Below are 25,874 nucleotides of genomic sequence, written 5' to 3'. Positions count from 1 at the left end.
CAGCACACGCCGCCGGAATACGCTTTATCGCCTCAGATGGTGAAGCCGAGGGCGCGCAACTGCTCGCGCCCTTCGTCGGTGATCTTCTCCGGGCCCCAGGGCGGCATCCAGACCCAGTTGATCCGGACCTCGCTGACGATCCCGCCACCCGGGCCACCGGTCAGGGCCGACATGGTCTGGTCCTCGATGACGTCGGTGAGCGGGCAGGCCGGCGAGGTCAGCGTCATGTCGAGGGTGACACTGTTGTCCGTCTCGACGTGCACGTCATAGAGCAGGCCGAGATCGACCACGTTGATGCCGAGCTCCGGATCGACCACGTCGCGCATCGCTTCTTCGATCTCGTCGATCCGCGCGGACTGGTTCCCGGCCTCGCCCGGCTCGGGCATGTCCGCAGCGGTGCGGCCGTCACGGCTGGTTTCGGTTTGCGTCTCGCTCATCGGTATACCTACTTTTCCGCTTCGACTGCGTTGGCTTTCACGAGCGCGTCCTTGAACGCCATCCACCCGAGCAGGGCACATTTTACCCGCGCCGGGTACTTGGCGACCCCGGCGAACGCGATGGCGTCCTCGAGCACATCCTCGTCCGGCTCGACCTTGCCCCTGCCCTGCATGAGCTCCACGAAGGCGTCCATCGTGGCCAGCGCGTCCTTGGCGGGCCTGCCGATGACCAGATCGGTGAGCACCGAGGCGGCCGCCTGGGAGATGGAGCAGCCCTGACCGTCGTAGGACACATCGGCGACCTGCTCGCCGTCCAGCCGCACGCGCAGGGTTATCTCGTCCCCGCAGGTCGGATTTACCTGGAAGGACTCACCGTCGAACGGCTCGCGCAACCCGCGGGCGTGCGGGTGCTTGTAGTGGTCGAGGATGATCTCCTGGTACATCGAGTCCAGCTGCATGAACCAACCAACCTGCCTAGACCTTGAAGAATTCCTGCGCCGCGCGAACACCCTCGAACAGCGTGTCCACTTCGGACAGTTCGTTGTACAAGTACGGCGTGGCCCGCACGGTCGCCGGGATGCCGAACCGCTGGTGCAACGGCCATGCGCAGTGGTGCCCGACGCGAACGGCGACCCCGTAGGAGTCGAGTACCTGGCCGACGTCGTGCGGGTGCACCCCGTCCACGGTGAAGGACACGACCGCACCACGCTGTTCGGTGGTCTCCGGCCCGACGATGGTGACCCCGGGGATCTCCCCGAGCCCGCGCAGCAGCGCCGCGGTGAGCTCCCGCTCGTGTTCCGCGATCGCACCCATGCCGAGCAGCTTCAGGTAGTCCACCGCCGCACCGAGGCCGACCGCCTGGGCGATCATCATGCTGCCCGCCTCGAACCGCTGCGGTGGCGGCGCGAAGGTGCTTCCGGCCATCCGCACCATCTCGATCATCGAGCCGCCGGTGAGGAACGGAGGCATCGCCTGGAGGAGTTCGGAGCGCCCGTAGAGCACGCCGACCCCGGACGGGCCGAGCATCTTGTGCCCGGAGAACACCGCGAAGTCCACCCCGAGCGCGCCGAAGTCCACTCCGAAGTGCGGCACCGACTGGCAGGCGTCGAGCACGGTCAGCGCACCGACCTCGTGCGCCTTGCGCACCAGCGTCTGCACCGGGTTGACGGTGCCGAGCACGTTCGATTGGTGAGTGAAGGCGAGCACTTTGGTCCGCTCGGTGACCAGCTCGTCGATGTTCGAGAGGTCGAGCCTGCCTTCCTCGGTGACCCCGAACCAGCGCAGCGTGGCACCGGTCCGCTGGCACAACTGCTGCCACGGCACCAGGTTCGCGTGATGCTCCATCTCGGTGACCACGATCTCGTCACCGGGACCGAGCGCGAACCGCTCCGCCTCCGGACCGGAGGTCGAGGCATTGCCCATCGCGTAGGCGATCAGGTTGATGCCCTCGGTGGCGTTCTTGAGGTACACCACCTCGTCCGGCCTCGCCCCGACGAACCCGGCGATGTTCGCACGCGCGTCCTCGTAGGCGTCGGTGGCCTCCTCGGCGAGCTGGTGCGCTCCCCGGTGCACCGCGGCGTTGTGCTGCTCGGTGTACTCCCGCTCGGCCTCGAGGACCTGGTTCGGGCGCTGCGAGGTAGCGCCCGAATCCAGGTACACCAAGGGTTTCTCGTCGCGCACGGTGCGCGCGAGGATCGGGAAATCCTTGCGTACCCGTGCGACGTCGATGGCGGTCATACCGTGGCGGCTTCCTTCTTGTTCCCGGTGTAGGCCACGTAGCCCTCTTCCTCGAGCTTGTCCGCGAGCTCCGGGCCGCCGGACTCGACGACCTTGCCGCCGGCGAACACGTGCACGAAGTCCGGCTTGATGTGCTTGAGGATCCGCGTGTAGTGGGTGATCAGCATGATGCCGTGCCCACCGGCCTCGCGGTACCGGTTCACGCCTTCGGAGACCACGCGCAGTGCGTCCACGTCGAGACCGGAGTCGGTCTCGTCCAGGATCGCGAACTTCGGGTTGAGCAGGTCGAGCTGCAGGATCTCGTGGCGCTTCTTCTCACCACCGGAGAAGCCCTCGTTCACGCTGCGCTCGGCGAAGGCCGGGTCGATGTCCAGCGCGCCCATCGACTCCTTGACCTCCTTGACCCAGTGGCGCAGCTTCGGAGCCTCGCCGCGGACCGCGGTCGCGGCGGTGCGCAGGAAGTTCGACATGGAGACGCCGGGAACCTCGACGGGGTACTGCATGGCGAGAAACAGCCCGGCGCGGGCGCGCTCGTCCACGCTCATCTCCAGGACGTCCTCGCCGTCCAGGGTGACCGAGCCGGAGGTGACTTCGTACTTCGGGTGCCCGGCGATCGCGTAGGACAGCGTGGACTTGCCGGATCCGTTCGGGCCCATGATCGCGTGGGTCTCGTCCGACTTGATGGTCAGGTCGACCCCGTGCAGCAGTTCCTTCTGCCCCTCGTCGGTGTTCACCGCGACGTGCAGGTCCTTGATCTCAAGGGTGCTCAATGTTCGTTCCTTCGTAATCGCTTGTGGTGGTTCGGGCCGGCTCAGGCACCGACTGCTTCCAGCTCGGCCTCGATGGCGTTCTCCAGCCGCTCCCGGACCTCCGGGACGTCGATCTTCATCAGCAGCTCGTGGAAGAAGCCGCGCACGACCAGCCGCCGCGCCTGGTCCTCCGGAATACCGCGGGCCTGCAGGTAGAACAGCTGCTCGTCGTCGAACCGGCCGGTGGCCGAGGCATGCCCGGCGGAGACGATCTCCCCCGTCTCGATCTCCAGGTTCGGCACCGAGTCGGCGCGCGCGCCCTGGGTGAGCACCAGGTTGCGGTTCAGCTCGAAGGTCTCGGTGCCCTCGGCCGCCGCCCGGATGAGCACGTCGCCGATCCAGACGGTGTGCGCGTCCTCGCCCTGCAGCGCGCCCTTGTAGACCACGTTCGAGCGGCAGTTCGGCACCGCGTGGTCCACGAACAGCCGGTGCTCGAAGTGCTGGTGCGCGTCCGCGAAGTACAGCCCGTCGAGTTCGGCGTCCGCGCCCGGCTGGCTGAACTGCACCGTCGGCGAGACCCGGACCAGGTCGCCGCCGAGCGCGACGAGGGTGTGCCGCAGTGTGGCGTCCCTGCCGAGCTTGGTGTGCTGCGCGGAGACGTGCACCGCGTCGTCTTCCCAGTCGGTGACCACGACGACCGAGAGCTTGGCCCCGTCCCCGGCGACGATCTCCACGTTGTCCGCGTAGATCCCGCTCCCCCGGTGGTCGAGCACCACGGTGGCCTCGGCGAACCGCTCGGCCCGGACCTGGATGTGCCCGTAGGCGACCTGGTCCGTGCCCGGGCCGGTGACCGTCACCGTGACCGGGCCCTCGAGCTTGGTCTCCGCGGGCACGCTCACCACGGTCGCGGTCTCGAACGCGGAGTACGCCTGCGCGGCGATCCGGTCGCCGGGGACTCCCGCCTCGCCGAGCCGGGAGTCCGTGCGGTCCACGGTCTCCACGCTCGCCTCACCGGTCACCTCGACCGTCGCCGAACCGCTCGGCTTGGCGCTCCCGTCGTGCAGGCCGCGCAGCCTGCGCATCGGGGTGAACCGCCAGTCCTCCTCGCGGCCGCCGGGCACCTCGAACGCGTCGACGTCGTACGAGCGGAACCGCTCTCCCTTGGAAACTTCCGGGACGACGGCTTCCGCCGCCTCCGCCACGTTGGTCGACATCTAGCCGACTGCTCCTTCCATCTGCAGTTCGATCAGCCGGTTGAGTTCGAGCGCGTACTCCATCGGCAGCTCGCGGGCGATCGGCTCCACGAAGCCGCGCACCACCATCGCCATCGCCTCGTCCTCGGTCAGGCCGCGGGACATCAGGTAGAACAGCTGGTCCTCGCTGACCTTGGAGACGGTCGCCTCGTGCCCCATGGACACGTCGTCGTTGCGGATATCCACGTACGGGTACGTGTCACTGCGGCTGACCGTGTCCACCAGCAACGCGTCGCACTTCACCGTGGAGGCCGAGCCCGTCGCCCGCTTCGCGACCTTGACCAGGCCGCGGTACGAGGTACGCCCACCACCGCGCGCGATCGACTTGGAGACGATCTGCGAGGAGGTGTTCGGCGCCAGGTGCTCCATCTTCGCGCCGGCGTCCTGGTGCTGGCCCTCGCCGGCGAACGCGACCGAGAGCACCTCGCCCTTGGCGTGCTCGCCCATCAGGAAGACCGAGGGGTATTTCATCGTGACCTTGGAGCCGAGGTTGCCGTCGATCCACTCCATGGTCGCGCCCTCTTCGGCCTTGGCGCGCTTGGTGACCAGGTTGTACACGTTGTTCGACCAGTTCTGGATAGTCGTGTACCGGCAGCGGCCGCCCTTCTTGACCACGATCTCCACGACCGCGGAGTGCAGCGAGTCACTGGAGTAGATCGGCGCGGTGCAGCCCTCGACGTAGTGCACGTAGGCGTCCTCGTCGACCACGATCAGGGTGCGCTCGAACTGCCCCATGTTCTCGGTGTTGATCCGGAAGTACGCCTGCAGCGGGATGTCCACGTGCACGCCCTTCGGCACGTAGATGAAGCTGCCGCCGGACCACACGGAGCTGTTCAGCGCGGAGAACTTGTTGTCCCCGGACGGGATCACCGAGCCGAAGTACTCCTCGAAGATCTCCGGGTGCTCGCGCAGGCCGGTGTCGGTGTCGAGGAAGATGACACCCTTCTCCTCGAGGTCCTCGCGGATCTTGTGGTAGACGACCTCGGACTCGTACTGGGCGGCGACACCGGCGACCAGCCGCTGCTTCTCCGCCTCCGGGATACCGAGCTTGTCGTAGGTGTTCTTGATGTCCTCCGGAAGGTCGTCCCAGGTCTGGGCCTGCTTCTCGGTGGAACGCACGAAGTACTTGATGTTGTCGAAGTCGATCCCGGACAGGTCGGCGCCCCAGTTCGGCATCGGCTTGCGCTCGAACAGCCGCAACGCCTTCAGGCGCTGCTCGAGCATCCACTCCGGCTCGTTCTTCTTGGCCGAGATGTCACGGACGACGTTCTCGTCGAGACCACGTCGTGCGCTGGCACCCGCCACATCGTCATCGGCCCAGCCGTACTGGTAGTTACCAAGCGTGGCAAGGGTTTCCTCTTGCGTCAGTGCCTGGTCCGGCTGGGGCTGCGCTGTGGTGGTGCGCTGCTCTGCAGCGGCAGTCATGCGGGCTTTCCTCCATCCTGAGCGTTCGACATCTCAGTTCCTGTTACGGGACTCTTCGTCCCCTTGGGTACCGCGGGTACATGCGTCGTACAGACCGCGTCGCCGCGCGCGATGGTGGCGAGCCGCTGTACGTGCGTGCCGAGAGCTTCGGCGAATGCGGCGGTCTCGGCCTCGCAGAGCTCGGGGAACTCCGCGGCAACGTGCGCGACCGGGCAGTGGTGCTGGCAAAGCTGTTCACCAGAACCGAGCGTCCTTGTCGACGCCGCGTATCCCTCACGGGAAAGCAGGTTGGCAAGGGCGGCGACCCGTTCCTTGTCGTTCTCGCCGGCGAATCGCTTCGCGAGCGAACGGCGCGACTCGACGAGCGCGGACATCCGCGAGGCCGCGAACGCCCGTACCGCCTCCTCGCCGCCGTGTTCACGGAGGAACCGCAGCGCGGAGACCGCGAGATCGTCGTAGGCGTGACCGAACCTCGCCCGTCCCGCCTCGGTGAGCGAGAAGTGCTTGGCCGGCCTGCCGCGACCGCGGTGCCCGAGCGTCGGCGCCTGCCGCTCGCACGCCTCACCATCGGCGAGCAGGGCATCGAGATGCCTGCGCACCGCGGCGGCGCTGAGCCCCAGTTCCTCGGCGACCGCGGCCGCCGTCACCGGGCCCTGCTCGAGCAGCAACCGTGCGACAAGATGCCGAGTGCCGCCATCGGACGCGGTCTCCCCGCGTCCACTGCCAGCCTCGACGTTTTTCACAACGCCCATGTTACGTAATTCGGTCGGGCCTGGCCAAGAGGGGTTCGGTTGTCCGTTGTGTCACACCCCGAGCGGTTCAGCGCCAGACGAAGTCCGGGATGAGTTCCAGCAGGTCACAGCGCAGATCGAGGGCAGCGAGCAGCTCCGCGACGTTGTTCTCCTCCCGGCTCGGCTCCTGCACCTCGAACTTGTCCAGCGTGATGGAAAAGCCGCGGAACCGACGCCTGTCGTCCAGCAGGAAGGCCATCATCCTCGGATTGAGCACGTCCGAGGCGAACCGGTCGTCGGCGGACTGAATCTCGAAGTACTTGTTGAACTCCTCGCTCTCCAGCTGCCGGTCTCCCCGCCCGATGCCCTTGCGGATCGCGCTCTCCAGCGCCGGAGTTCGGCGCACCGAGACGAACGGCCTGATCGCCGGCAGATACACCCATTCCACCCTCGTCTGGCTGCTCCGTCCCTCGTACACCTCGTCGAAGGTGCCGATCAGGAACGGCCGTCCCCGGTGGACGCCAGTGATCACCTCACGCCCGGCCCGCACCTGCGGGGTGGCCGTGATCGGGTGCTCGAGCCGGGCCAGCCCTCGCTCGAGCCCGCCCGGGGTCGTCGGCACCATGTTGTCGTACTGCGCCTGCACGGCGGGCACGTGAGCGGTCCCGTCCTGCTCGTAACGCCAGCCGCGTCCGGCGAGTTCGGCGAGGAAGCGCTCGCGTTCGGCCGCACGTTCGGCCTTGCTCTTCCCGAACAACCCCATCGTCACACCCTTCGGTTCTGGAGCACGGAGCAGGCGATACCTCAGCCCGGCAGGACGGACACCACCTCGGGCACCGGTTTGAGGTGCTCGGTCAGTACCCGTACCGCCTCGGCCTCGTCGTTCGCGTCCAGCGCGGCGACGAGGGCACGGTGTTCGGCGTCGATCACGCTGAGCCGCTCCGGTCGCGCGCGCATGGCACGGACGGCCACCCGCTGCTGCCGGGAGCGCAGCGTGTCGTAGAGCTCGGTGAGCACGGTGTTCCCGGCAGCGGCGACCATGCTGCGGTGGAATGTCCGGTCGAGGCTGGACACCTGGAACCAGTCCTGTGCCTGCTCGGCCTCCTCCATGGGGTCGATCAGTTCGGCCATCTCCCGTGGCGCACCGGCGCCCGCCGCACACAGGGTGCTGATCGCGTGCCCCTCGATGAGCCGCCTGCTCTGGTAGACCTCCTCGAGCTCACGCGCGGTCACCGTGCGCACCTGGGCTCCCTTGCGCGGCAGCAGGGTGATGAACCGTTCCGCGTGCAGCCGGTGGAACGCCTCGCGCACCGGTGTCCTCGACACCCCGGTCTCCCCGGAAACCCACTGCTCATCGAGGAACTGGCCACCGTCGAGCGTGCCCTTGATGATCGCGTCCCGCAGCCATTCGTAGACGCGTTCCCGCGCCGGGCGTCCTTCGCCCACCGTCACCTCCGTGTCGCCGGATACAGATCGTAACAAGACCCTGGACACCTCTGATATTCCTCGTGTATACACGGCGAATACCCCATTCGACAGTTCTGGGGTCAATCCCATCGAGTGAATTCGAGGAGTGTGCAATGGCGCCCGAACCCGCCGACCGCCGCTATGCGATCTGGCTTTCCGACCCGAGTTTCGCCGCGGTGGAGATCGCCCGTGGCCTCGGCTACGGAGCTGTGGTCCTGGACATCGAACACGGGGCGTTCGATCTCGCCGATCTCGAACGGTTCATCCCCTTCTGCCGGGCGACCGGGCTGGAAGTGCTGGCCAAGGTGCTCGGCCCGGAGCGCGGTCCGATCCAGCAGGCGCTCGATTTCGGCGCCGATGCCGTAGTGATCCCGCACGTGGCGAACGCCGAGCACGCACGCGAGGTGACCGGCTTCGCGAAGTTCCCGCCGCGCGGGGACCGCAGCTTCGCCGGTGGGCGCACCGCGGCCTACACGGGGATGAGCGATGCCTGGGTCGCCGAGCAGGACGCCAAGACTCGGTGCCTGCCGATGATCGAGGACGCGGGTGCGCTCGAGGAAATCGAGGCGATCCTCGCGCTGGACACGGTGGACGGCGTGTTCGTCGGTCCCTCGGACCTCTCGCTGCGCAGGGAGCGCGGGGCCTACACGCGCGAGGCCGGTGACTTCACCGATCTGGGCCGGGTCGCCGAGGCGGCGAAGGCCGCGGGCAAACCGTGGATACTGCCCGCGTGGAGCACCGAGGAGAAGGAGTTCGCCGCGCGCAACGGGGCGGACCAGCTCGCGCTGATCATGCAGCACGGCGCACTCTCCGCCGGATTCGCCGGCCCGCTGCACGAGATGCGGGCGCTCGAGGCCAAGCCGTGACGGCCGGGCCCGAGACCTCCAGTGAGACCCCCGCCCGCGCCTCGCGCATCGGGCGGGCCCGCTGGGGCATCGCGGGGGTCATCGGCGTCGGCATGTTCGTCAACTACATCGACCGGGTCAATCTCTCGGTCGCCACGCCGGAGATCATGCGCGATTTCCACGTCAGTGCCGGGCAGATGGGCATCATCTCCTCGGCCTTCCTGTGGACCTACGCGGTACTGCAGATGCCGATCGGCTCGATCATCGACCGCATCGGGGTGCGCTGGGTGAACCGGGCCGCGGCGGCGCTGTGGGCGGTCGGTTCGTTCCTCTCAGCCGCCGCGGGCGGCCTCGGCCTGCTGCTGATCTCCCGGCTCATCCTCGGCATCGGCGAGGTGCCGACCGTGCCCGCGGGATGGAAGGCCATCGGCCAGTGGTTCCCGCAGCACGAACGCGGCAGGGCGACCTCGATCTTCGACGGCTGCGCGAAGATCTCGAACGTGGTCGGCATCCCGGTCATGGCGTTCCTGGTGACCACGTTCAGCTGGCATGCCGCGTTCATCTTCACCGGCATCCTGAGCCTGCTGTACCTGCTCGTGTGGTGGCTGCTCTACCTCACGCCGCGCCAGTCGCTTGCCAAGGGCAGGCTCGGACAGGCGGAGTTCGACTACATGCGCTCCGGCGGGGCCCAGGACGAGCGGGTGACCGGCGCCGGTTCGCTGCGCGGTATCGGCTATCTGCTGCGCCGCCGCAAGACCTGGGGCATCGCGTTCGGCTACGCGGCCTACACCTACGCCTACTACGTACTGCTCACCTGGTTACCCGGCTATCTCGGCAAGCAGTTCGGGGTGAACCTGCTCTCCGGCGGCGTGTACACGATGATCCCCTGGCTGATCGCGGTCATCGCACAGTTCGTGTTCGCCGGAGTCGTCATGGACCGCTGGATCAAGCGCACCGGGAACGAGACCAAGGTCCGCCGGATCGTGCTCGTCACCAGCATGCTGGTCTCGCTGACCGTCGCCGGTGCGGCCTACGCGGGATCGATCGTCGTCGCCCTGGTGTTCCTCTCGATCGGCGCGGCCGGTCTCGCCGTCTCGAATCCGGCGGGCGCCACGATCATCGCGCTGGTCGCCCCGGAGGGATACACCGGATCGCTGGGCGGGATCGTCAACTTCATCGCGAACCTGATCGGGATCGCCGCACCGATCGTGACCGGCCTCGTCGTGGACGCCACCGGGTCCTTCGCGGGCGCGTTCCTGGTCACCGGCCTCGTCTTGATCGCCGGGATTCTTTGTTACACAGTCGTTCTCGGCAAGGTCGAGCGGATGCCCGCCCCTGCCGCCGATCAATAGGAGGAGACAACCATGGTCGCTGTCGCGGTCGCCCAGTTCAACGCAACCGAGGACAAGGCGGGCAATCTCAAGCAGATCACCGATCTCGTCGACCGCGCGGTCTCCAGGGGCGCGCATGTCGTCGTGCTCCCCGAGTACGCCGGGTTCACCGCGCCGCGGATGGACGAGCGGTTCGTGCGTTCCGCGGAACCGATCGACGGACCCTTCGTGACCGCACTGCTCGGCAAAGCACAGGAATCGGGCGCGTACCTGGTCGCCGGGTTCAACGAGGCTATCCCCGGTTCGGAGCGGGTGCACAACACCCTGATCGCCGCCGCGCCCGACGGGTCCATCGCGGCCACCTACCGCAAACTGCACCTCTACGACGCCTTCGGGTACGCCGAATCGGACCACATCCAGCCCGGGGACATCGAGGCACCGGAGACGTTCACCGTCGGCGGGCACACCTTCGGCCTGCAGACCTGCTACGACCTGCGTTTCCCCGAGGTGACAAGGCGGATCGTGGACGCGGGCGCGGACACGCTGCTGCTTCCCGCCGAATGGGTCCCCGGCCCGCTCAAGGAGAACCACTGGACCACCCTGGTGCGCGCCCGCGCCATCGAGAACACGGTCTTCGTCGCCGCTGCCGACCAGAGCGCGCCGACCGGCGCGGGCAACAGCATGATCGTGGATCCGATGGGCGTGGTGCTCGCCTCGCTCGGTGAATCGGTGGACACCGCCGTCGCCGAACTGTCCACCGAGCGGCTGACCGAGGTACGCACGAAGAACCCCGCGCTGCTGCTGCGCCGATTCTCGGTCACCCCGGCGGAGTAGTCCACAACCCCGGGTTCTCCCTGCCCATACCACCCGCGCGAGCGATGGCACGGCTGTCGCTCGCGCGGATTTTTTTTGACCCGAGATTTTCAATCACTGATTGAATCGATGCTTGATACGACGACTGGCGGGTGTTCTAATTTCCGGCATGGCTGCGACGACGAGTTCCCCGACGGTCGAGCACCTGCTGGCCGTCGCCGAGACACTCCTGCTCGAGCACGGCTACGAACACGTCTCGGTGCGCGCGATCAACGCGGCCGCGGGAATGAATCCGGCGGCGGTGCACTACCACTTCGGTTCCAAGGCGGCCCTGGTCGGCGAGCTGCTCGAGCGCCGCCTCGGACCGCTGTGGCAGGACCGGCTGGCCGAGCTCGCCACCCGCAGGCGCAACGGCTGGACACCGACCGTCGGGGAGCTCGTCGATGTCGCGCTCGATCCCCTCGCCGAGCTCGCCGCCGATCCGGTCGGCCGGCTCCGGCTGCGGCTGCTGGCCACGGTCGTGCTCGCCCGGGTCGATGTGCAGTGGCATTCCCAGTGGTTCAGCCTCGCCCCGTGGGCCCGGCTGCTGCGCACCGCCTGCCCGAAGCTGAACCAGCGCGAGGCCGAACGCCGCTGGGCCCTCGCCTTCGAACTGGTGTTGCGCGCCTTCGGCCAGCCCGCGGGTGAGCCGCCCCGCCGTGGCCGTGCCGCCTTTCGCACCGTGCACACCTTCGTCACCGCGGGCCTCGCCGCCGAAGAGGAGATGCCGTGACCGCACCGGATGTGTTCTCCCCCGCACGCATCGGCCCGGTGCGGCTGCGCAACCGGATCATCAAATCGGCGACCTTCGAGGGCGTCACCCCGGACGCGCTGGTCACCGAGGAACTGTTCGATTTCCACACCCGGGTCGCCGCGGGTGGCGCGGCGATGACCACGGTCGCCTACTGCGCCGTCGCCCCGGAAGGGCGCACCGACCGGCACCAGATCTGGATGCGCCCGGAAGCCGTGCCCGGACTGCGCAGGCTCACCGAGGCGGTGCACGCGCACGGTGCGGCGATCAGCGCTCAGCTGGGGCACGCCGGACCGGTCGCGAACGCGGCATCCAACCGGGCACCCGCGCTCGCCCCGATCCGGATGCCGAGCCCCCTGGGGATGCGCATGATGCACCCGGCCAGCCCCGGCGATCTGGAGCGGATCATCGCCGCGCACGCCGAGGCCGCGCGGCTGGCCGAACGGTCCGGTTTCGACGCCGTCGAGCTGCATTTCGGGCACAACTACCTGGCCAGTTCCTTCCTCAGCCCCTTGCTGAACCGGCGCCATGACGAATACGGCGGCAGCCTGGGCAACCGGGCCCGGTTCGCCCTGTCCATCGCCCGCGCGGTGCGCGAAGCGGTCGGCGGGCGGCTGGCGATCACCGCGAAACTGAACATGGACGACGGGGTGCCCGGCGGCCTGTGGCTGGACGAGAGCCTGCGAGTGGCGGAATGGCTCGAAGCCGAGGGCGCACTCGACGCGCTCGAACTGACCGCGGGCAGTTCGCTGCTCAACCCGATGTACCTGTTCACCGGGCAGGCACCGGTGCGCGAGTTCGCCGCGGCGTTTCCCCAACCGCTCCGGATCGGCCTGCGCCTTGCCGGGAAACGGTTCCTGCGCGCCTATCCGTATCGGGAGGCGTATCTGCTCGACCAGGCCGAACAGTTCCGCGCCCGGCTCGACATGCCGCTGATCCTGCTCGGCGGGATCAGCCAGGCGGACACGATGCGGCTGGCCATGGAGCGCGGATTCGAGTTCGTCGCCATGGCGCGTGCGCTGCTGCGCGAACCGGACCTGCCCGCGCGGCTGCGCGCCGAACCGCGGACCCGTTCCCTGTGCGTGCACTGCAACAAGTGCATGCCGACGATCTATCGCGGAACCCATTGCGTGCTCGCACGCTGAACGAGTAAGGAGAGGCCCATGGCTCCGATCGCGGTCACCGGATCCGCCTCCGGCATCGGCGCGGCGACCGCCGAGACCCTGCGCGCGGCCGGGCACGAGGTGATCGGCATCGATCTGCGCGATGCCGAGGTGTGCGCCGACCTCGGCACCCGGACCGGCCGGGAGGGCGCTCTCGCCGAGGTGCTCGAGCACTGCGCCCACGCGCTCGACGGGTTCGTCTCCTGCGCCGGGCTCGGCCCGCACATCGAGGATCCCGCGCTGATCTCCTCGGTCAACTACTTCGGCGCCGTGGCCATGCTCGACGGACTGTTCCCGGCCCTGCGCTCGGGCACCGATCCGGCCGCTGTCGTGGTCTCCTCGGTGGCTTCGGTACAGGTGCGGTGGGCGGAGAACCCGATCGCGCCGGCCATCGCATCCGGGGACGAGTCCGCGGTGACCGCCGCCGTCGCCGAGGCCGGGGACTACCGCGGCCACTACGCCTACGCCGCCGCGAAGAACGCGCTCACCGTCGCGGTGCGCAGGCGGGCGGGCGACTGGGGCACGGCCGGAGTCCGGCTGAACACCGTCGCCCCCGGGGTGGTGGACACCCCGCTGCTGCGGGACGGCCTGGCCGACGAGCGCTACAGCGCGGCGATGGAGGCCTTCCCCACCCCGATCGGCAGGCGCGGGCAACCGCGGGATGTCGCCACCCTCATCGCCTACCTGCTCAGCGCCGGAGCGGGTTTCGTGCACGGGGCGCAGTTCGTGATCGACGGCGGGGCGGACGCGGTCACCCGTCCCGAACAGTTCTGAGCCGCCCCGAACCCGTGCGGGGCCATCCCGCCACCGGCCGCTAGCCTCTCGGTGTGGTTGCCCAGGACACAGCGACGCCGATGGCGGACGGAAGCGAATCCGCCGGAGCGGACCGTGCCGCAGCCAAACCACCGCTGAACGACACCGAACGGCGCCAGTTCGACCTGGTCCGCCGGTTCGGCACGCTCGGCGCGCTGCTGCTCGCCTGCGGATCCCTCGGCGCCGGAGCAGCACCGGTGTTCAACCCGGTCCCCGATATGCCGGTGATCGGGCTGTTCGCGCGGCTGCCGTCGGTGGCCATCGCCTGCTCCTACACCGGACTGTTCGCGATCCTGGTCGCCTGGCTCTGGCTCGGCCGGTTCACCCGCCCGGACAAACCACGGCTGGCGACCACGCGCCAGCTCAACCGGGTCATGCTGCTGTGGACCGTGCCGCTGGTGTTCATCCCGCCGATGTTCTCCCGGGATGTGTACTCCTATCTGGCGCAGTCGAAGATCTTCCTGCTGGGCATGAATCCCTACGAGGTCGGGCCCGCTCCCGGCCTCGGCACCGCCGACCTGCTGGCGCGCAACGTGCCCAATGTGTGGCGCGAGACCCCTGCGCCGTACGGGCCCGCCTTCCTTGTCGCGGGACGGGCGATCACGTCACTGGTCGGCGGGGACCACGTCATCTCGGCGGCGCTGCTGCACCGGTTCCTCGAACTGGTCGGCGTGGCACTGTTCGTCTGGGCGCTCCCCCGGCTCGCCCGCCGCTTCGGGGTGCAGCCGGTCAGTGCCCTGTGGCTGGGCGCGCTGAACCCACTGGTGCTCTTCCACCTCATCGCGGGCGCGCACAACGAGGCCCTGATGATCGGCTTCATGCTCGCCGGGATCGAGGTGGCGCTGACCAAGATGCCGCCGGTCCCGCTGCCCGGTGAACCGGTTCCCCCGATCACCCGCGCCGAACTCGGCTACTTCCTCGGCGGTGCCCTGCTCGTCTCGGTCGGCGCGGCGATCAAGTTCACCGCGCTCGTCGGGCTCGGTTTCCTCGGGGTGCACGCGGCACGAAGACTCGGCGGCACCTGGCGGCGGCTGATCCAGGTCGGCGTGGTCAGTGTGCTGGTCTCGGGTGTGGTGCTGGCCGGGTTCTCGATGATCGGCGGGCTCGGCCTCGGCTGGTTCTCCGCCGCGCTGAGCACCCCTGGCCAGATCAAGACCTTCCTGGCACCGATGACCGACATCGGCAACGTCACCGGGCAGATCGGTATCGCACTGGGATTCGGCGACAACACCGACGCGGCCATCGATCTGCTGCGCCAGTTCGGCATGGTGGCCAGCGTGCTCATCGCGGCGGCCGTGCTGCTGCTCTCCTTCTACGGCAAGGTCCGCCCGCTCACCGGGATCGCGCTGGCCTTCGGCGCGATCGTGTTCTTCGGCGCCTCGGTGCAGCCGTGGTACCTGCTGTGGGCGATGATCCCGCTCGCCGCCGGGATCGCCGCGCCGCGGTTCCGCATCTGGGTCGCGCTGATCGTCACCGCGGCCACCCTGGTGTCCCCGATGCCGACCGGGAGCAGCCCGACCGGGGGCGGCTTCGTGGTCCCCGAATCCATCGGGCTCGCCCTGATCGTGCTCGCGATACTGCTGCTCCTGGTCCGCAACCGGATTCCGGTGCTCGGCTTCTCCCTGTGGCGCAAGCGGCCGCTCACGCCGCGGGACTGAGCACCCGGGCCGGTTCGCGCGGCGCCGGAAGCTGGGCGGTGTAGATCTCCTCGAAGGTGGCCAGCGTCTTCTCCAGCGCGTGACCCGCGGCCAGCCGCCCGCTCGCCTCACCCATCCGCATGCTGGTGCCCGGGGTGCCGAGTACCGCGCGCAGTTTCTCCGCGAGTTCGGTGACATCGCCGGGAGTGAACAGCCAGCCGTTCTCCCCCTCGCGCACCAGGTGCGGCAGCGCCACCGCGTTCGCGGCGAGGATCGCGGTACCCGCGGACATCGCCTCCAGTGTGGCCAGGCTCTGCAGCTCGGCGATCCCGGGCATGCAGAACACCTCGGCCCTGGCATAGGCGGCGCGCAGCTCCTGCTCGGAGACAAAACCGTGGAAGGTGACCCGCTCGGCGATCCCGAGCTCCCGGGAACGCCGCTCCAGCTCGGCACGGCAGGGCCCGTCCCCGATGATCTCCACCCGCGCCGCGATCCCCGGTTCGATCCTGGCCACCGCGGCGAGCAGTTCCTCGACCCGCTTCTCCTGGTCCAGCCTGCCGACGAACAGCACGGTGCCCGGTCGCACCGAACCGTGCCCACGGTACGACTCGGTGTCGATGCCACAGGAGACCGCGCGAACCGGTGCGGGGAAACCGTTGTCCCGCAACAGTTCCGCGGCCCGCTCGGTCGGTGTGGTCACGGTGGCGGCCGTACCGAACACCCGGCCGAGATCCCGCCAGGCCAACCGCATCGCGGTGCGGTGCAGCATCCGGGGCAGGTGTGCGTAGGCGAGCAGGTTCTCCGGCATGAAGTGGTTCGTGGCCACCGCGGGGATCCCGTTGCGTTCGGCGGCGCGTAACATCGCCCGGCCCACCAGGAAATGCGACTGCGCGTGCACGATGTCCGGCCGCACCCGCGCGAGGATGCGCTCCGCGGCCGCGTTCGCCTGCCACGGAAGGCAGATCCGGAAATCCTCGTGCACCGGTATTCTCCTGGACCGGATCCGGTGCACCGTGGCCTCGCCGAAGGACTCGACGCGCTCGGCCCCATCGGCACTCGGACAGGCCACGTGCACCAGGTGCCCGCGACCGGCCAGTCCGGAGGCGAGCCGTTCGGCGAACCGCGCCGCCCCGTTGACGTTCGGCGCGAAGGTATCGGCCGCGATCAGCACGCGGAGGGCACGATCCTCATGCGGCACGTTGCTGGACGAAACGATCATCGGAAACCCCTGCTTTCGGTTGGTTGACGAAGGTTGTGACGGAAGCGGGACGAGCCGGATGTCCGGCCCGATCCCTGGCGAGTACGGCGATCCCGGTGACCGCGAGGACCGCGGACCCCACGATCGCCGCCGCGCCCGCGGCGCCGGTGTGCATCGCCTCGCCGAGCACCCCGAATCCGAGACCGACGGCCATCGCCGGATCACCGACGGTCTGACAGGCGAGCACCAGATCGGGCGAACCGGCCGCGTAGGCGTGCTGGATGAGCCATCCACCGGCCAGCGCGGAGAGCACCGCCGCCCCGACGACGGCGAGCACCGCGAGGCTCAGGCCACCGGAACCGAAGGTGATCGCCGCCGTCCTGGTGAGCACCGAGACCAGGGCGTAGCAACAGGCCCCAGCCGCGGCGAAACCCAGACAGCGCGCCACCCCGACGCAGAGCAGGCCGAGCAGCACGCACCCGGCGACCGCGGCGAGCACGATCCCGCCGGCCAGCACGGTGTCGAGCAGTCCGGGCGGAGCGGCACTCACCACCGGTGCGCCGAACCCGAGGAACCCGGCGAGGCCGAGCACCACGAGCCCGACCCCGGCCAGTTCGCCGCCACGGGCCCGGCCACGCCTGGCGTGCACGGCGAACCCGGTCGCCCCCGCGAGGGCCAGCACCCCGATCGGCTGGACCACCGCGAGCGGAGCGACCGCGAGGGCCACGGCGTGCAGCGCGGACGCGGAAACCAGGCAACCGAGCCCGAGCAGCCAGCGCCGGTCCGCGAGCAGTGCCCGAACCCGGGTCCCGCGCCGGTCGACCGCTCCGTGCTGCAGCACCGCCGCGACCGCGAACCCCGCCGCGGCCAGCACCGCGAGCCCGATCCCCAGCGCGATCACCGGGCACCCCGCAACAGCCGGCGCGGCAGGTACACCAGCTGCCCGAGCAGCACCAGCTCGGCCAGGTACAGCAGCCGCTCGAAGACCCCGAGTCCCTGGCGGAGCAGCTCCGGCGCACCCGAGAGATGCGCGGAGAGAAAACAGCCCAGCAGCCCGGCCACGATCCCGGTGGTGCCGCGCACCACCGCCGCGTACCGGCGCATCCGCTCCCGCCGGGCCACCGCCACCGCGGCACACAAGGCCAGTGCCGGGATCCCGAACAGCAGCAGCCCCGAGGAGTACTGATGAATGTAGGCCGGGACCGTCTTCAGCGCGCCGTGGTCGGTCGGGAACATCCCGGCGAGCAGCGCCCCCAGCAGCAGTGCTCCGAAGGCGAGCCGCACCGGGAGCGGGCGGTCCAGCCCGGCCCTGGCGAACCCGAGCAGCGCGGCGAAACCGGCCACCGCGATCCCGAGCGCGCTGAACCCGAGCAGCCAGCCACCCGGCACGAACACGTACTCGCTGATCGTGTCCCGCAGCGGATCCAGCTGCCCGCCCGCGAGTACGTGCAGCGCGGCCACCAGTGCGGCGGCCGCGCCGAGCGCGCCGAGGCCCACCGCGACGGGTGCCCCGCAGGCTCGCCTGCCGTACTCGAGTTGCCTGATCTCGGTCACCAGGAAACCTTGTCGCGGAACGCGGTCCGTCACCATCGGGAGACCTCCCGATTTCGGCTTCCGGTTTTTCCCTGACCAGGCCGGGGGTTGTCCCTACCCCCTCACCCCGTGTGACCTCACCCACCGGCCTAGCATCGACGCCGTGACCGAGCCGGCGCTGCAGATCGAGAATCTGGTGAAGACCTACGGGTCCACGACCGCGCTCGCGGGCATCGACCTGCGCATGCCCGCCGGTTGCGTGCTCGCGCTGCTCGGGCCGAACGGCGCGGGGAAGACCACGACGGTGGAGCTCTGCACCGGATTCGGCACCCCGGATTCGGGGCGGGTGCGGGTGCTCGGCATGGACCCGGTCACCGCCTCCGGAAAGGTGCGCGAACGCATCGGCGTGATGCCCCAGGGTGGCGGCGCCTATCCCGGTGTGCTGGCCGCGGAGATGCTGCGCCTGGTCGCGGCGACCGCGCGCAATCCGCTCGATCCGGAATGGCTGCTGAGCGTGCTCGGGCTCGACGCGGCCCGGCGCACCCCGTACAAACGGCTCTCCGGTGGCCAGCAGCAGCGGCTCTCCCTTGCCTGCGCGCTGGTGTCCCGGCCGGAGCTGGTGTTCCTCGACGAGCCGACCGCGGGCATGGATCCGCAGGCGCGGCATCTGGTGTGGGAACTGGTGCGGGCCCTGCGCGCGGACGGGGTCGGGGTCCTGCTCACCACCCATCTCATGGAGGAAGCCGAGGCGCTCGCCGACGAGGTGGTGATCGTGGACCACGGCACGGTGGTCGCCGCGGGAACACCGGGCGAGCTCACCGCGGCCGCCCCGGACACCCAGCAGCTGACCTTCCGCGCACGCACCGGCCTGGATCTCGACCTGCTCACCGCGGCACTGCCCGAGGGATACACCGCGGACGAGACGAAACCGGGCGCCTATCTGGTGTGCGGGGCGATCGACCCGCAGGTGGTCTCCACCGTCACCGCCTGGTGCGCCCAGCACGGAGTGCTCGCCGAGGAGCTGCAGGTCGGTAAGCGCACCCTCGAAGACGTGTTCCTCGAACTGACCGGACGGGAGCTGCGCTCATGAGTGAGCAGACCTTCGCCTCGGGCACCTTCCGTCCCGATCCGGGCCGGGCGAGCCTTGCCCGGATCCTCGGTGTGCAGGCGCTCACCGAGACCAAACTCGCGCTGCGCAACGGCGAGCAGGTGCTGCTGACCCTGCTGATCCCGATCGTGTTGCTGATCGGGCTCGACCTGGTCGGGTTCATCCCGGTGCCCGCGCCCCGCATCGACACCATCGCGCCCCGGATCCTGGCGCTGGCGATCATGTCGAGCGCGTTCACCAGTCAGGCGATCAGCCTCGGCTTCGACCGCCGCTACGGGGTACTGCGCAGGCTGGCCGCGACCGCCGTGCCGCGCTGGTCGATCGTCGGCGGCCGGATGCTCGCCGCGCTGGCCGTGGTGATCATCCAGCTGGTTGTCCTCTCGGTGATCGCGCTGCTGCTCGGCTGGTCTCCCGCGGCGAGCGGGATCCCGGCCGCGGTATTGCTCGTGCTGCTGGGTACCGCCGCCTTCGGTGCGCTCGGGGTGCTGCTCGGCGGGGCGGTACGCGCGGAGATCGTGCTCGCCGTGGCGAACCTGGTGTGGTTCGTGCTGTTGCTCGCCGGCGGGATAGCGGTCGGCGCGCGGGACGGGTTCGCCGCGATCGTGAACTTCCTGCCTTCCGGGGCACTCGCCGAGGGCCTGCACACCGCGTTGGCCTCGGGGGGCTGGCCCGGATGGCAGCCGATCGCCGTGCTCGCGGTCTGGGCTCTGGCCGCGGGCGGGCTCGCCACGCGGACCACCCGGTTTGTGTGACGGATCACCGGCCTACCATCGACCTCGTGCCGTCCCTTTCCCGTTTGGCCCCCTCGTACCGGCTCCAGCACCTCGCCGCGGTCGTACTCGTCGGGCTGCAATGCCTCATCGCCGTCACCGGCGCCGTCGTGCGCGTCACCAGTTCCGGGCTCGGCTGCCCGACCTGGCCCCGGTGCACCGCGAGCAGTCTCGTGCCGATCGCGCACTCCGGTATCGATCCGGCGAACACCTGGATCGAGTTCGGCAACCGGATGCTCTCCGGTGTGGTCGGCGTGGTCACCCTGATCGTGTTCCTGTTGGCGGTGCTGGCCAAGCCGCGCCGCAACCGCCAGGTCACGCTCGCCGGGGTGATGCTGCTCGGCGTGGTCGCCGAGGCGATCATCGGCGGGATCACCGTGCTCACCGGGCTGAGCTGGTGGATCGTGTGCGTGCACTTCCTGGTCAGCCCGGCCCTGGTCTGGCTGTCCATCGTGCACCTGCGCGCGATCAACGAGGGCGATGCCAAACCGCGCTGGCTGCTCCCGCTTCCGCTGCGCGGCCTGCTCGTCGCGCTCTCCGTGGTGTTCACCGTGCTGCTGATCGCGGGCACCCTGGTGACCGCGGCCGGTCCGCACGGCGGGGACGCCCGTTCACCGCGGCTCCCGCTGCCCGTCGCTTCGCTCACCCAGCTGCACGGTGATCTGCTGGTGGCTTTCCTCGCGATGCTCGTCGCGCTCGGCTTCGCACTGCGCGCGTTCTCCGCGACCAAGCGGATGTGGCGCCGCTACTGGACACTGCTCGCGGTCACCCTCGTCCAGGGGTTGATCGGCTTCGTGCAGTACCTGCTGAGCGTGCCCATGGCACTGGTGGTCGTGCACGTCATCGGCGCGGTCGTGGTCACCGCGAGCACCGCGGCGCTGTGGTGCGCGGCGCGCGATCGCGGCCCACGCCTCGGCGCGCCCGCCCCCGAAGCCGAGAGGCTGGACGCGCAGCAGGTCTGACCGGGTGCGCTACCGGCCGGCCCGCGGACCGGCCATGGCCCTGCGGTGCGCCGAACCGATCTGCACCGCGGCCACCGTCGGACCATCCCAGCTGCCCGATTCCAGCCCGCTCGCGGCCACGAGTGCCTCGGCGGCCTCGACTCCACCGCGCACCACGACGTCGCCGAGTGCTCCGTCCTCGCCGACAAGCACCACCCGGGCACCTGCCTTGCCGATGTTCTCCACGACCGCGCGGACCTGTTCGCCGTGCGCCGCGATGAACCCACGCACCGCGGCCAGCTCGCGCTGGTTCGGTGCGGCTGTCTGCTCCTCTGCCATGCGTGCCACCCTAATCGCTGACAACACTCGGTTGAGGAGGATTCCGGGAAGTGACAGCGAACGTGACGAACGCAATCCGGGTACACGAGACCGGTGGCCCCGAGGTCCTGCGGCTCGATGAGGTCACCCGCGAGGCGGGCACCGGGCAGTTGCTGGTCCGGGTCGAGGCCGCCGGGGTGAACTTCATCGACACCTACCAGCGTTCCGGGGTGTACTCCGTGGAGCTCCCGCACGCGCTCGGGCTCGAGGGGGCGGGAACCGTCGAGGCGGTCGGCGACGGGGCGGGTGATTTCGCTCCCGGTGACCGCGTCGCCTGGGTCTGGGCGGCGGGCAGCTACGCGGAACACGTCGTCGTTCCCGTGGAGCGGGCGGTGCGCATCCCGGACGCGGTGGACACGAAGACCGCGGGCGCACTGATGCTGCAGGGACTCACCGCGCACTACCTGCTGCGCTCCACCTACCGGGTGGACGAGACGGACACCGTCCTGGTGCACGCCGCCGCGGGCGGGGTCGGCCTGCTGCTCGTGCAGCTCGCCACCTCGCTCGGCGCCCGGGTGATCGCGACCGCGTCCACCGCCGAGAAGCGCGCACTGGCCACCGGAGCGGGCGCGGACGAGGTGCTCGGCTACGAGGACTTCGACACCAAGGTGCGCGAGCTGACCGGAGGAACCGGGGTCTCGGTCGTCTACGACGGGGTCGGCAAGGACACCTTCGAAGCGAGCCTGGCCAGCATCCGCCCGCGCGGGTATCTGGTGCTCTTCGGCGGATCGAGTGGCCAGGTACCGCCGTTCGACCTACAGCGGCTCAACGCGGCGGGGTCGCTGTTCGTCACCCGGCCCTCCCTCGGCCCCTACATCGCCGACCGCGCCGAGTACGAGTGGCGGGTGGGCGAGCTGTTCGAGGCGGTGGGGAACGGTTCGCTGCAGGTCCGGATCGGCGGCAGCTACCCGCTGACCGAGGCCGCGAACGCGCACCGTGACCTGGAAGGGCGCAAGACCACCGGAAAACTGCTGCTGGTCCCGTGACCCATCGCCCTGCGTGAGCGACGCCACGATTGTGTCGTGATCTGGGTCACAACAGGCAACCGGCTCGCCGCTCACACGTCGTTGATCTTCTCGGTACTGACCTGCACAAATTCGAACAGAGCGAAACAGACCCGCCAACCGACACGGAACACCGATCGGGCGGCGGGTCTTTTCATTCCGGGTCCCCCCGTGTTTATCGTTCCGTGATCGGTTCGAGATCGCTCCCCCGAACCTTGGCGGCCTCGTCCCGGTCACAAACGATGACCCCCGATAAACTCGTTTGATTGGACCTGGAGGGAATCTCCGTGCCAAGCCACAAGTGGACAGGTGCGCCCGAACAGTGGACCGTGTCCCTTCCCTATCGTCCGAGTGCTCCCCGCAGAGTCGGATCCGCGCTGCTGGTCGGCGCGGCGATCACCGGAGGTGTCGTGGCGAGCGCGACCACCGCATCGGCATCGCCGAAGACCAAATCCGGTGGATTCACCACCACACAGAGCATGGACAACGCCGCGAAATCGACGGTCACCGAGAATGCGAAGGTGAACTTCGGCGGCACCCTGAAATCCGGTGAAAAACCGCTCGCCGACCAGGAAGTCGAGCTGCAATGGCGAACCGGGGACGGCCCCTGGCACGCCGGTCCGACGGCGAAGACCGACGAGAACGGGCACGCCACCCTGCCCGCGAACGTGGCCGGCAGCGCCCAGTGGCGCATCTCCTTCCCCGGGGCCGGTTTCTACGCAGGCGCGCTGTCCAGCGTCTCGGTCGTCTACACCAAGAAGCCGACTCCGCCACCCGAGCCGGTCAACAAGCGAATCGTGGACGCCGCTGCCGCCCAGCACGGGAAACCGTACAAGTACGGCGCCACGGGACCGGGTTCCTTCGACTGCTCCGGGCTCACCCAGTTCGCGCACAAGGCCGTCGGCATCAACCTGCCCCGGACCTCCGGCGCGCAGCGCGGTGCGACGAGGAGCATCGCCAAGGGCCAGGCCGCACCGGGCGACATCATCTTCTTCGCCAACGGCCGCAGCGTCTACCACGCGGCCGTCTACGCGGGCAATCACAAGATCTGGACCGCCCCGGATTCCGGTGACGTGGTGAAGCTGCAGGAGATCTGGACGAACAGCTACAGCATCGGCCGCGCCTGGTAGCGGTTCCGGACGCTGCCTCGGTTCGGATCGTGCTCGCCGTGGTCCTGGCTCGCTTCTCGGTCGCGGGAGCCAGGGCCGCGGCGAGCGCGGCCGATGAGTTCTCCGCTCCCGTACGGTCGACACTGCCAAACCGACCGAACCGGGAGTAGACCATGGCCGCACCGGATCAGGACTCGATCCTTCAGCTGCTCGACCCCGCCTTCACACCGACCGGGGAACTCCTGCGCGAACTGCCCGCCGAGCGATACCCCGACCCGAGCCCCTGCCAGGGGTGGACCGTGCGGAACGTGGCCGATCACCTGATCAACGCGCTCGACCTGTTCGCACGGCTCGCCGAAGGGGAAACCGGGATCGACTTCACCGCCCCCGAACCCGAGCACGCCGATCCCGCGGGCGCCTTCGCCGAGGCGAGCGGACGCTGTGCCGCCGCCCTGCGCCGCCCGGGAACCCTCGATGCCGAGCTGCCCTTCCCCGGTGGCGCCGCGCCCGGCTGGGTGCACGCGCACATCGCGGTCTCCGAGTCGCTGATCCACGGCTGGGACATCGCCTCCGCGTCCGGCCGCGCCTACCGGCCGGACGAGCGCGTGGTCAGCACCATCGCCCGGTTCCAGGCACAGGGTGACGAAGAGGAACGGCGCGCCTCCGGGATGTTCGGGCCCGCCGTGGCCGCCCCCGAAGGCGCGGGCGAGTTCGAGCGGCTGCTGGCCTTCCTGGGCCGCCGCGCCTAAACGAGATGCGCGCACGAGGAATCAACTACGACACCGGCACATTTCCCGGCGACCGGCTCACCCGCAAGACCCTCGATCCCGCCCAGGTACAACGCGAAATGGCCGTGATCGCCGAGGAGTTGCACTGCGCGGTCGTACGCGTCTCCGGCCGGGATCCCGAACGACTGGACCTCGCCGCGCGGTGCGCGGCCGCCAGTGGCCTCGAAGTGTGGTTCTCCCCGTTCCCCGTCGACCTGCACCCGGACCGGATCGTGTCGTTGTTCGCCGACTGCGCGCAGCGCGCCGAAGCCCTGCGTCGCGAAGGAGCCCGGGTAGTGCTCGTCGTCGGCTGCGAGCTCAGCGCCTTCGCGCACGGCTTCCTTCCCGGCAAGACGCACCTCGACCGCCTCCACGCCATGGCCACCGCCGACCTCGACTGGTGGACCACTCTCGGCCCGGTCCCCGAACGCCTCAACGCCTTCCTCGTCCGGGCGGCCGCGACCGTCCGCGCCCGGTTCGGCGGACAGGTCACGTATGCCTCCGGCTTCTGGGAGTCGGTGGACTGGACCGCGTTCGATCTGGTGGCCGTCGATGCCTACCGGGATCGGCACAACGCCAGCACCTTCCGCGCCTCTCTGCGCGAGTACCTCGCTCATGGCAAGCCTGTCGCCGTCACCGAGTACGGCACCTGCGCCTACCAGGGGGCGGGCGAGCTCGGCGGGATGGCGTGGCAACCACCGCAAACGGCGATCCCGGACGAAGAGGAGCAAGTGCGCTACTTCACCGAACTGCTCGACATCTTCGAGGAGGAAGGAGTGGACACGGCGCTGTGGTTCTCCTTCGCCAACTACGACAAGCCACGGGATCGTGACATCGCCTCCTACGGCGTGGTGCGCATGCTCGACCATGTCCGTTGGGAGCCCAAAACGGTCTTCCACGCTATGCGCAGCAGCTATCGGCAGTCACCCGGCCGCCGCGCCTGACGTGCTCGCGCGGCTATGCCGCCGTACGCGCTCCGGTGAACTCCGCGACCGCCTCCGCGACCACACCGGGCTCGCTGCGCGGCAGCCAGTGCCCGCCGTGCACCCGGCGTTTGGTGAAGTCCGGCGCCCAGCGTGCGGCCGCCGCCTGCATCGGCGCGGTCACGTAGGAGTCCTTGTCCGGTGCGAGCACCTGCACCGGAACCCGGGTCCGGCGCTCGGCGGGGCGGCGCAGCCGGGTCCGCATGTTCGCCCGGTAGAGCTCGAGTCCGTGCACGGCGTCGGCGGTGCGCGGATTCGGTACCTCGCCGTTGCGCCGCTCGAGCCAGCCGATGGCCCGGCCCGCGACGCCACTGCGCCACGCGAGTTCCGGGATGACCGGCAGCTGGAAGAAGCCGATGTACCAGGAGTGCAGCAACTGGTTCGCGCCCGCGCGGATCCCGCGGATTCCCTTGTGCCGCCAGGTTTCCCGCATCCAGTGGCCGACGTGATCGAGGCACGGCCCGGAGATGGAGGTGAACGAGGCGAACCGGCCCGCGAACTCCGGCTCGGTGACCGCGTGCCACGCCTGGATGGAACCCCAGTCGTGCGCCAGCAGGTGCACCGGGGCCGCCGAGCTCACCGCGTCGGCGACCGCGGCGATATCGCGGGCGAGCTGGTCGAGCAGGTACCCCGATCGGCTCGCGGGGGTGTCCGAACCGCCCGCGCCGCGCACGTCGAAGCGCACCACCCGGAACCGGTCGGCCAGCCGCTGCGCCGTTCCCTCCCACAGCGTCTTGTCGTCCGGATACCCGTGCACGCACAGCAGAACGGGCGCGTCCGCCGCTCCGGTGACCGCCACTTCGAGTTCGAGCCCGTCACTGGTTCGTACCCGCATCGCAGCTCCTCTGTGTTACCGGCGGTAATAGGTACGAATCGTAGCCGATCTACCGGA

The 25,874-nt window shown here is 69.5% G+C and carries 28 protein-coding genes; 14 read left to right on the top strand and 14 right to left on the bottom strand.

What is annotated here, in order from left to right; all coding sequences use genetic code 11:
* Positions 1-32: 32 nt before the first annotated feature.
* From AD72_RS29680 to AD72_RS29640, 9 genes are all read right to left on the bottom strand, one after another.
* A complete protein-coding gene (locus AD72_RS29680; RefSeq protein WP_031469936.1) occupies positions 33-437 on the bottom strand; it encodes a metal-sulfur cluster assembly factor in 405 nt (134 codons plus the stop codon).
* A gap of 8 nt (positions 438-445) precedes the next feature.
* Positions 446-895: a Fe-S cluster assembly sulfur transfer protein SufU gene (gene sufU / locus AD72_RS29675; RefSeq protein ID WP_031469935.1), complete on the bottom strand. Its 450-nt coding sequence runs from the start codon at positions 893-895 to the stop codon at positions 446-448.
* 16 nt (positions 896-911) lie between these two features.
* The gene (locus AD72_RS29670) at positions 912-2,174 is read right to left on the bottom strand and encodes a cysteine desulfurase (RefSeq protein ID WP_031469934.1); all 1,263 of its coding nucleotides are present in this window, start codon (positions 2,172-2,174) and stop codon (positions 912-914) included.
* Positions 2,171-2,944, bottom strand: a complete 774-nt coding sequence (gene sufC, locus AD72_RS29665; RefSeq protein ID WP_031469933.1) for a Fe-S cluster assembly ATPase SufC — start codon at positions 2,942-2,944, stop codon at positions 2,171-2,173. The genes AD72_RS29670 and sufC overlap by 4 nt, the downstream gene beginning before the upstream one ends.
* Before the next feature lie 41 nt (positions 2,945-2,985).
* On the bottom strand, positions 2,986-4,137 hold the full coding sequence (gene sufD, locus AD72_RS29660; RefSeq protein WP_031469932.1) for a Fe-S cluster assembly protein SufD: 1,152 nt from the start codon (positions 4,135-4,137) through the stop codon (positions 2,986-2,988).
* On the bottom strand, positions 4,138-5,601 hold the full coding sequence (gene sufB, locus AD72_RS29655) for a Fe-S cluster assembly protein SufB (RefSeq protein ID WP_031469931.1): 1,464 nt from the start codon (positions 5,599-5,601) through the stop codon (positions 4,138-4,140). It abuts the gene before it with no gap.
* Positions 5,598-6,353 (bottom strand): helix-turn-helix transcriptional regulator, encoded by a 756-nt coding sequence (locus tag AD72_RS29650; RefSeq protein ID WP_031469930.1) that lies wholly within the window; start codon positions 6,351-6,353, stop codon positions 5,598-5,600. Before AD72_RS29650 ends, sufB begins: the two co-directional genes overlap by 4 nt.
* Before the next feature lie 67 nt (positions 6,354-6,420).
* A complete protein-coding gene (locus AD72_RS29645; RefSeq protein WP_051899143.1) occupies positions 6,421-7,095 on the bottom strand; it encodes a DUF3137 domain-containing protein in 675 nt (224 codons plus the stop codon).
* Positions 7,096-7,136: 41 nt separating this feature from the next.
* Positions 7,137-7,778 carry a GntR family transcriptional regulator gene (locus AD72_RS29640; RefSeq protein ID WP_231645027.1) on the bottom strand — a complete coding sequence of 214 codons (642 nt, stop codon included), beginning with the start codon at positions 7,776-7,778 and terminating at the stop codon, positions 7,137-7,139.
* A 134-nt stretch (positions 7,779-7,912) separates the two neighbouring features.
* Here AD72_RS29640 and AD72_RS29635 point away from each other — a divergent pair, with 134 nt between their 5' ends.
* The 7 genes from AD72_RS29635 to mptB all read left to right on the top strand — a co-directional run bounded on the left by AD72_RS29635 (position 7,913) and on the right by mptB (position 15,212).
* Positions 7,913-8,665 carry an HpcH/HpaI aldolase family protein gene (locus AD72_RS29635; protein ID WP_031469927.1) on the top strand — a complete coding sequence of 251 codons (753 nt, stop codon included), beginning with the start codon at positions 7,913-7,915 and terminating at the stop codon, positions 8,663-8,665.
* A complete protein-coding gene (locus AD72_RS29630) occupies positions 8,662-9,996 on the top strand; it encodes an MFS transporter (protein ID WP_031469926.1) in 1,335 nt (444 codons plus the stop codon). The genes AD72_RS29635 and AD72_RS29630 overlap by 4 nt, the downstream gene beginning before the upstream one ends.
* Positions 9,997-10,008: 12 nt before the next feature.
* Entirely contained in the window at positions 10,009-10,809 is an 801-nt protein-coding gene (locus AD72_RS29625; RefSeq protein WP_031469925.1) for a carbon-nitrogen hydrolase family protein, read from the top strand.
* Between the two features lie 148 nt (positions 10,810-10,957).
* On the top strand, positions 10,958-11,560 hold the full coding sequence (locus tag AD72_RS29620; RefSeq protein ID WP_031469924.1) for a TetR/AcrR family transcriptional regulator: 603 nt from the start codon (positions 10,958-10,960) through the stop codon (positions 11,558-11,560).
* Positions 11,557-12,723 (top strand): NADH:flavin oxidoreductase, encoded by a 1,167-nt coding sequence (locus AD72_RS29615; protein WP_031469923.1) that lies wholly within the window; start codon positions 11,557-11,559, stop codon positions 12,721-12,723. Before AD72_RS29620 ends, AD72_RS29615 begins: the two co-directional genes overlap by 4 nt.
* 18 nt (positions 12,724-12,741) lie before the next feature.
* On the top strand, positions 12,742-13,515 hold the full coding sequence (locus AD72_RS29610) for an SDR family oxidoreductase (RefSeq protein WP_031469922.1): 774 nt from the start codon (positions 12,742-12,744) through the stop codon (positions 13,513-13,515).
* Positions 13,516-13,595: 80 nt separating this feature from the next.
* Positions 13,596-15,212: a polyprenol phosphomannose-dependent alpha 1,6 mannosyltransferase MptB gene (mptB, locus tag AD72_RS29605; RefSeq protein WP_031469921.1), complete on the top strand. Its 1,617-nt coding sequence runs from the start codon at positions 13,596-13,598 to the stop codon at positions 15,210-15,212.
* Here the strand turns inward: mptB and AD72_RS29600 are convergent.
* The 3 genes from AD72_RS29600 to AD72_RS29590 are packed head-to-tail and all read right to left on the bottom strand — an operon-like array spanning position 15,196 to position 17,943.
* Positions 15,196-16,410, bottom strand: a complete 1,215-nt coding sequence (locus AD72_RS29600; protein ID WP_031469920.1) for a glycosyltransferase — start codon at positions 16,408-16,410, stop codon at positions 15,196-15,198. The two genes, mptB and AD72_RS29600, sit on opposite strands and share 17 nt — an antisense overlap.
* Positions 16,379-17,290 carry a DMT family protein gene (locus AD72_RS29595; protein ID WP_051899142.1) on the bottom strand — a complete coding sequence of 304 codons (912 nt, stop codon included), beginning with the start codon at positions 17,288-17,290 and terminating at the stop codon, positions 16,379-16,381. The genes AD72_RS29600 and AD72_RS29595 overlap by 32 nt, the downstream gene beginning before the upstream one ends.
* Complete coding sequence (locus tag AD72_RS29590) at positions 17,287-17,943, bottom strand: DUF998 domain-containing protein (RefSeq protein ID WP_197285117.1); 657 nt, start codon at positions 17,941-17,943, stop codon at positions 17,287-17,289. The genes AD72_RS29595 and AD72_RS29590 overlap by 4 nt, the downstream gene beginning before the upstream one ends.
* 142 nt (positions 17,944-18,085) lie before the next feature.
* On the opposite strand from AD72_RS29590, the gene AD72_RS29585 reads away from it, so the two are divergent.
* From AD72_RS29585 to AD72_RS29575, 3 genes are read left to right on the top strand one after another with little or no spacing between them, the layout of a single operon-like run.
* A complete protein-coding gene (locus AD72_RS29585; RefSeq protein WP_031469917.1) occupies positions 18,086-19,012 on the top strand; it encodes an ABC transporter ATP-binding protein in 927 nt (308 codons plus the stop codon).
* Positions 19,009-19,782, top strand: a complete 774-nt coding sequence (locus tag AD72_RS29580; protein WP_031469916.1) for an ABC transporter permease — start codon at positions 19,009-19,011, stop codon at positions 19,780-19,782. The genes AD72_RS29585 and AD72_RS29580 overlap by 4 nt, the downstream gene beginning before the upstream one ends.
* 26 nt (positions 19,783-19,808) lie before the next feature.
* On the top strand, positions 19,809-20,762 hold the full coding sequence (locus tag AD72_RS29575) for a COX15/CtaA family protein (protein ID WP_031469915.1): 954 nt from the start codon (positions 19,809-19,811) through the stop codon (positions 20,760-20,762).
* Positions 20,763-20,771: 9 nt separating this feature from the next.
* Here AD72_RS29575 and AD72_RS29570 read toward each other — a convergent pair whose 3' ends face one another.
* Positions 20,772-21,080 (bottom strand): hypothetical protein, encoded by a 309-nt coding sequence (locus AD72_RS29570; protein WP_031469914.1) that lies wholly within the window; start codon positions 21,078-21,080, stop codon positions 20,772-20,774.
* Positions 21,081-21,142: 62 nt separating this feature from the next.
* Here AD72_RS29570 and AD72_RS29565 point away from each other — a divergent pair, with 62 nt between their 5' ends.
* The 4 genes from AD72_RS29565 to AD72_RS29550 all read left to right on the top strand — a co-directional run bounded on the left by AD72_RS29565 (position 21,143) and on the right by AD72_RS29550 (position 24,943).
* The gene (locus AD72_RS29565) at positions 21,143-22,105 is read left to right on the top strand and encodes a quinone oxidoreductase family protein (protein WP_031469913.1); all 963 of its coding nucleotides are present in this window, start codon (positions 21,143-21,145) and stop codon (positions 22,103-22,105) included.
* A 305-nt stretch (positions 22,106-22,410) separates the two neighbouring features.
* Positions 22,411-23,253: a C40 family peptidase gene (locus AD72_RS29560; protein ID WP_231645024.1), complete on the top strand. Its 843-nt coding sequence runs from the start codon at positions 22,411-22,413 to the stop codon at positions 23,251-23,253.
* Between the two features lie 152 nt (positions 23,254-23,405).
* Positions 23,406-23,981 carry a TIGR03086 family metal-binding protein gene (locus AD72_RS29555; RefSeq protein WP_051899140.1) on the top strand — a complete coding sequence of 192 codons (576 nt, stop codon included), beginning with the start codon at positions 23,406-23,408 and terminating at the stop codon, positions 23,979-23,981.
* A gap of 5 nt (positions 23,982-23,986) precedes the next feature.
* On the top strand, positions 23,987-24,943 hold the full coding sequence (locus tag AD72_RS29550; protein ID WP_031469910.1) for a glycoside hydrolase family 113 protein: 957 nt from the start codon (positions 23,987-23,989) through the stop codon (positions 24,941-24,943).
* A 13-nt stretch (positions 24,944-24,956) separates the two neighbouring features.
* Here the strand turns inward: AD72_RS29550 and AD72_RS29545 are convergent, their stop codons facing one another.
* A complete protein-coding gene (locus AD72_RS29545; protein WP_031469909.1) occupies positions 24,957-25,817 on the bottom strand; it encodes an alpha/beta fold hydrolase in 861 nt (286 codons plus the stop codon).
* Positions 25,818-25,874: the final 57 nt, after the last annotated feature.

Origin of the sequence: Sciscionella sediminilitoris, assembly GCF_000737195.2 — a bacterium.
In the GTDB taxonomy this organism is placed as follows: Bacteria; Actinomycetota; Actinomycetes; order Mycobacteriales; family Pseudonocardiaceae; genus Sciscionella; species Sciscionella sediminilitoris.
Note: the sequence above shows the minus strand (reverse complement) of the source record. Positions and strands in the feature narration are given on the sequence as shown.

Bases quoted from the DNA above. Each gene is read 5' to 3' on its own strand.
- AD72_RS29680 (WP_031469936.1), bottom strand. From the start codon at position 437: ATGAGCGAGACGCAAACCGAAACCAGCCGTGACGGCCGCACCGCTGCG.
- sufU (WP_031469935.1), bottom strand. From the start codon at position 895: ATGCAGCTGGACTCGATGTACCAGGAGATCATCCTCGACCACTACAAG.
- AD72_RS29670 (WP_031469934.1), bottom strand. From the start codon at position 2,174: ATGACCGCCATCGACGTCGCACGGGTACGCAAGGATTTCCCGATCCTC.
- sufD (WP_031469932.1), bottom strand. From the start codon at position 4,137: ATGTCGACCAACGTGGCGGAGGCGGCGGAAGCCGTCGTCCCGGAAGTT.
- sufB (WP_031469931.1), bottom strand. From the start codon at position 5,601: ATGACTGCCGCTGCAGAGCAGCGCACCACCACAGCGCAGCCCCAGCCG.
- AD72_RS29650 (WP_031469930.1), bottom strand. From the start codon at position 6,353: ATGGGCGTTGTGAAAAACGTCGAGGCTGGCAGTGGACGCGGGGAGACC.
- AD72_RS29645 (WP_051899143.1), bottom strand. From the start codon at position 7,095: ATGGGGTTGTTCGGGAAGAGCAAGGCCGAACGTGCGGCCGAACGCGAG.
- AD72_RS29635 (WP_031469927.1), top strand. From the start codon at position 7,913: ATGGCGCCCGAACCCGCCGACCGCCGCTATGCGATCTGGCTTTCCGAC.
- AD72_RS29625 (WP_031469925.1), top strand. From the start codon at position 10,009: ATGGTCGCTGTCGCGGTCGCCCAGTTCAACGCAACCGAGGACAAGGCG.
- AD72_RS29620 (WP_031469924.1), top strand. From the start codon at position 10,958: ATGGCTGCGACGACGAGTTCCCCGACGGTCGAGCACCTGCTGGCCGTC.
- AD72_RS29610 (WP_031469922.1), top strand. From the start codon at position 12,742: ATGGCTCCGATCGCGGTCACCGGATCCGCCTCCGGCATCGGCGCGGCG.
- mptB (WP_031469921.1), top strand. From the start codon at position 13,596: ATGGCGGACGGAAGCGAATCCGCCGGAGCGGACCGTGCCGCAGCCAAA.
- AD72_RS29600 (WP_031469920.1), bottom strand. From the start codon at position 16,410: ATGATCGTTTCGTCCAGCAACGTGCCGCATGAGGATCGTGCCCTCCGC.
- AD72_RS29580 (WP_031469916.1), top strand. From the start codon at position 19,009: ATGAGTGAGCAGACCTTCGCCTCGGGCACCTTCCGTCCCGATCCGGGC.
- AD72_RS29570 (WP_031469914.1), bottom strand. From the start codon at position 21,080: ATGGCAGAGGAGCAGACAGCCGCACCGAACCAGCGCGAGCTGGCCGCG.
- AD72_RS29555 (WP_051899140.1), top strand. From the start codon at position 23,406: ATGGCCGCACCGGATCAGGACTCGATCCTTCAGCTGCTCGACCCCGCC.
- AD72_RS29550 (WP_031469910.1), top strand. From the start codon at position 23,987: ATGCGCGCACGAGGAATCAACTACGACACCGGCACATTTCCCGGCGAC.
- AD72_RS29545 (WP_031469909.1), bottom strand. From the start codon at position 25,817: ATGCGGGTACGAACCAGTGACGGGCTCGAACTCGAAGTGGCGGTCACC.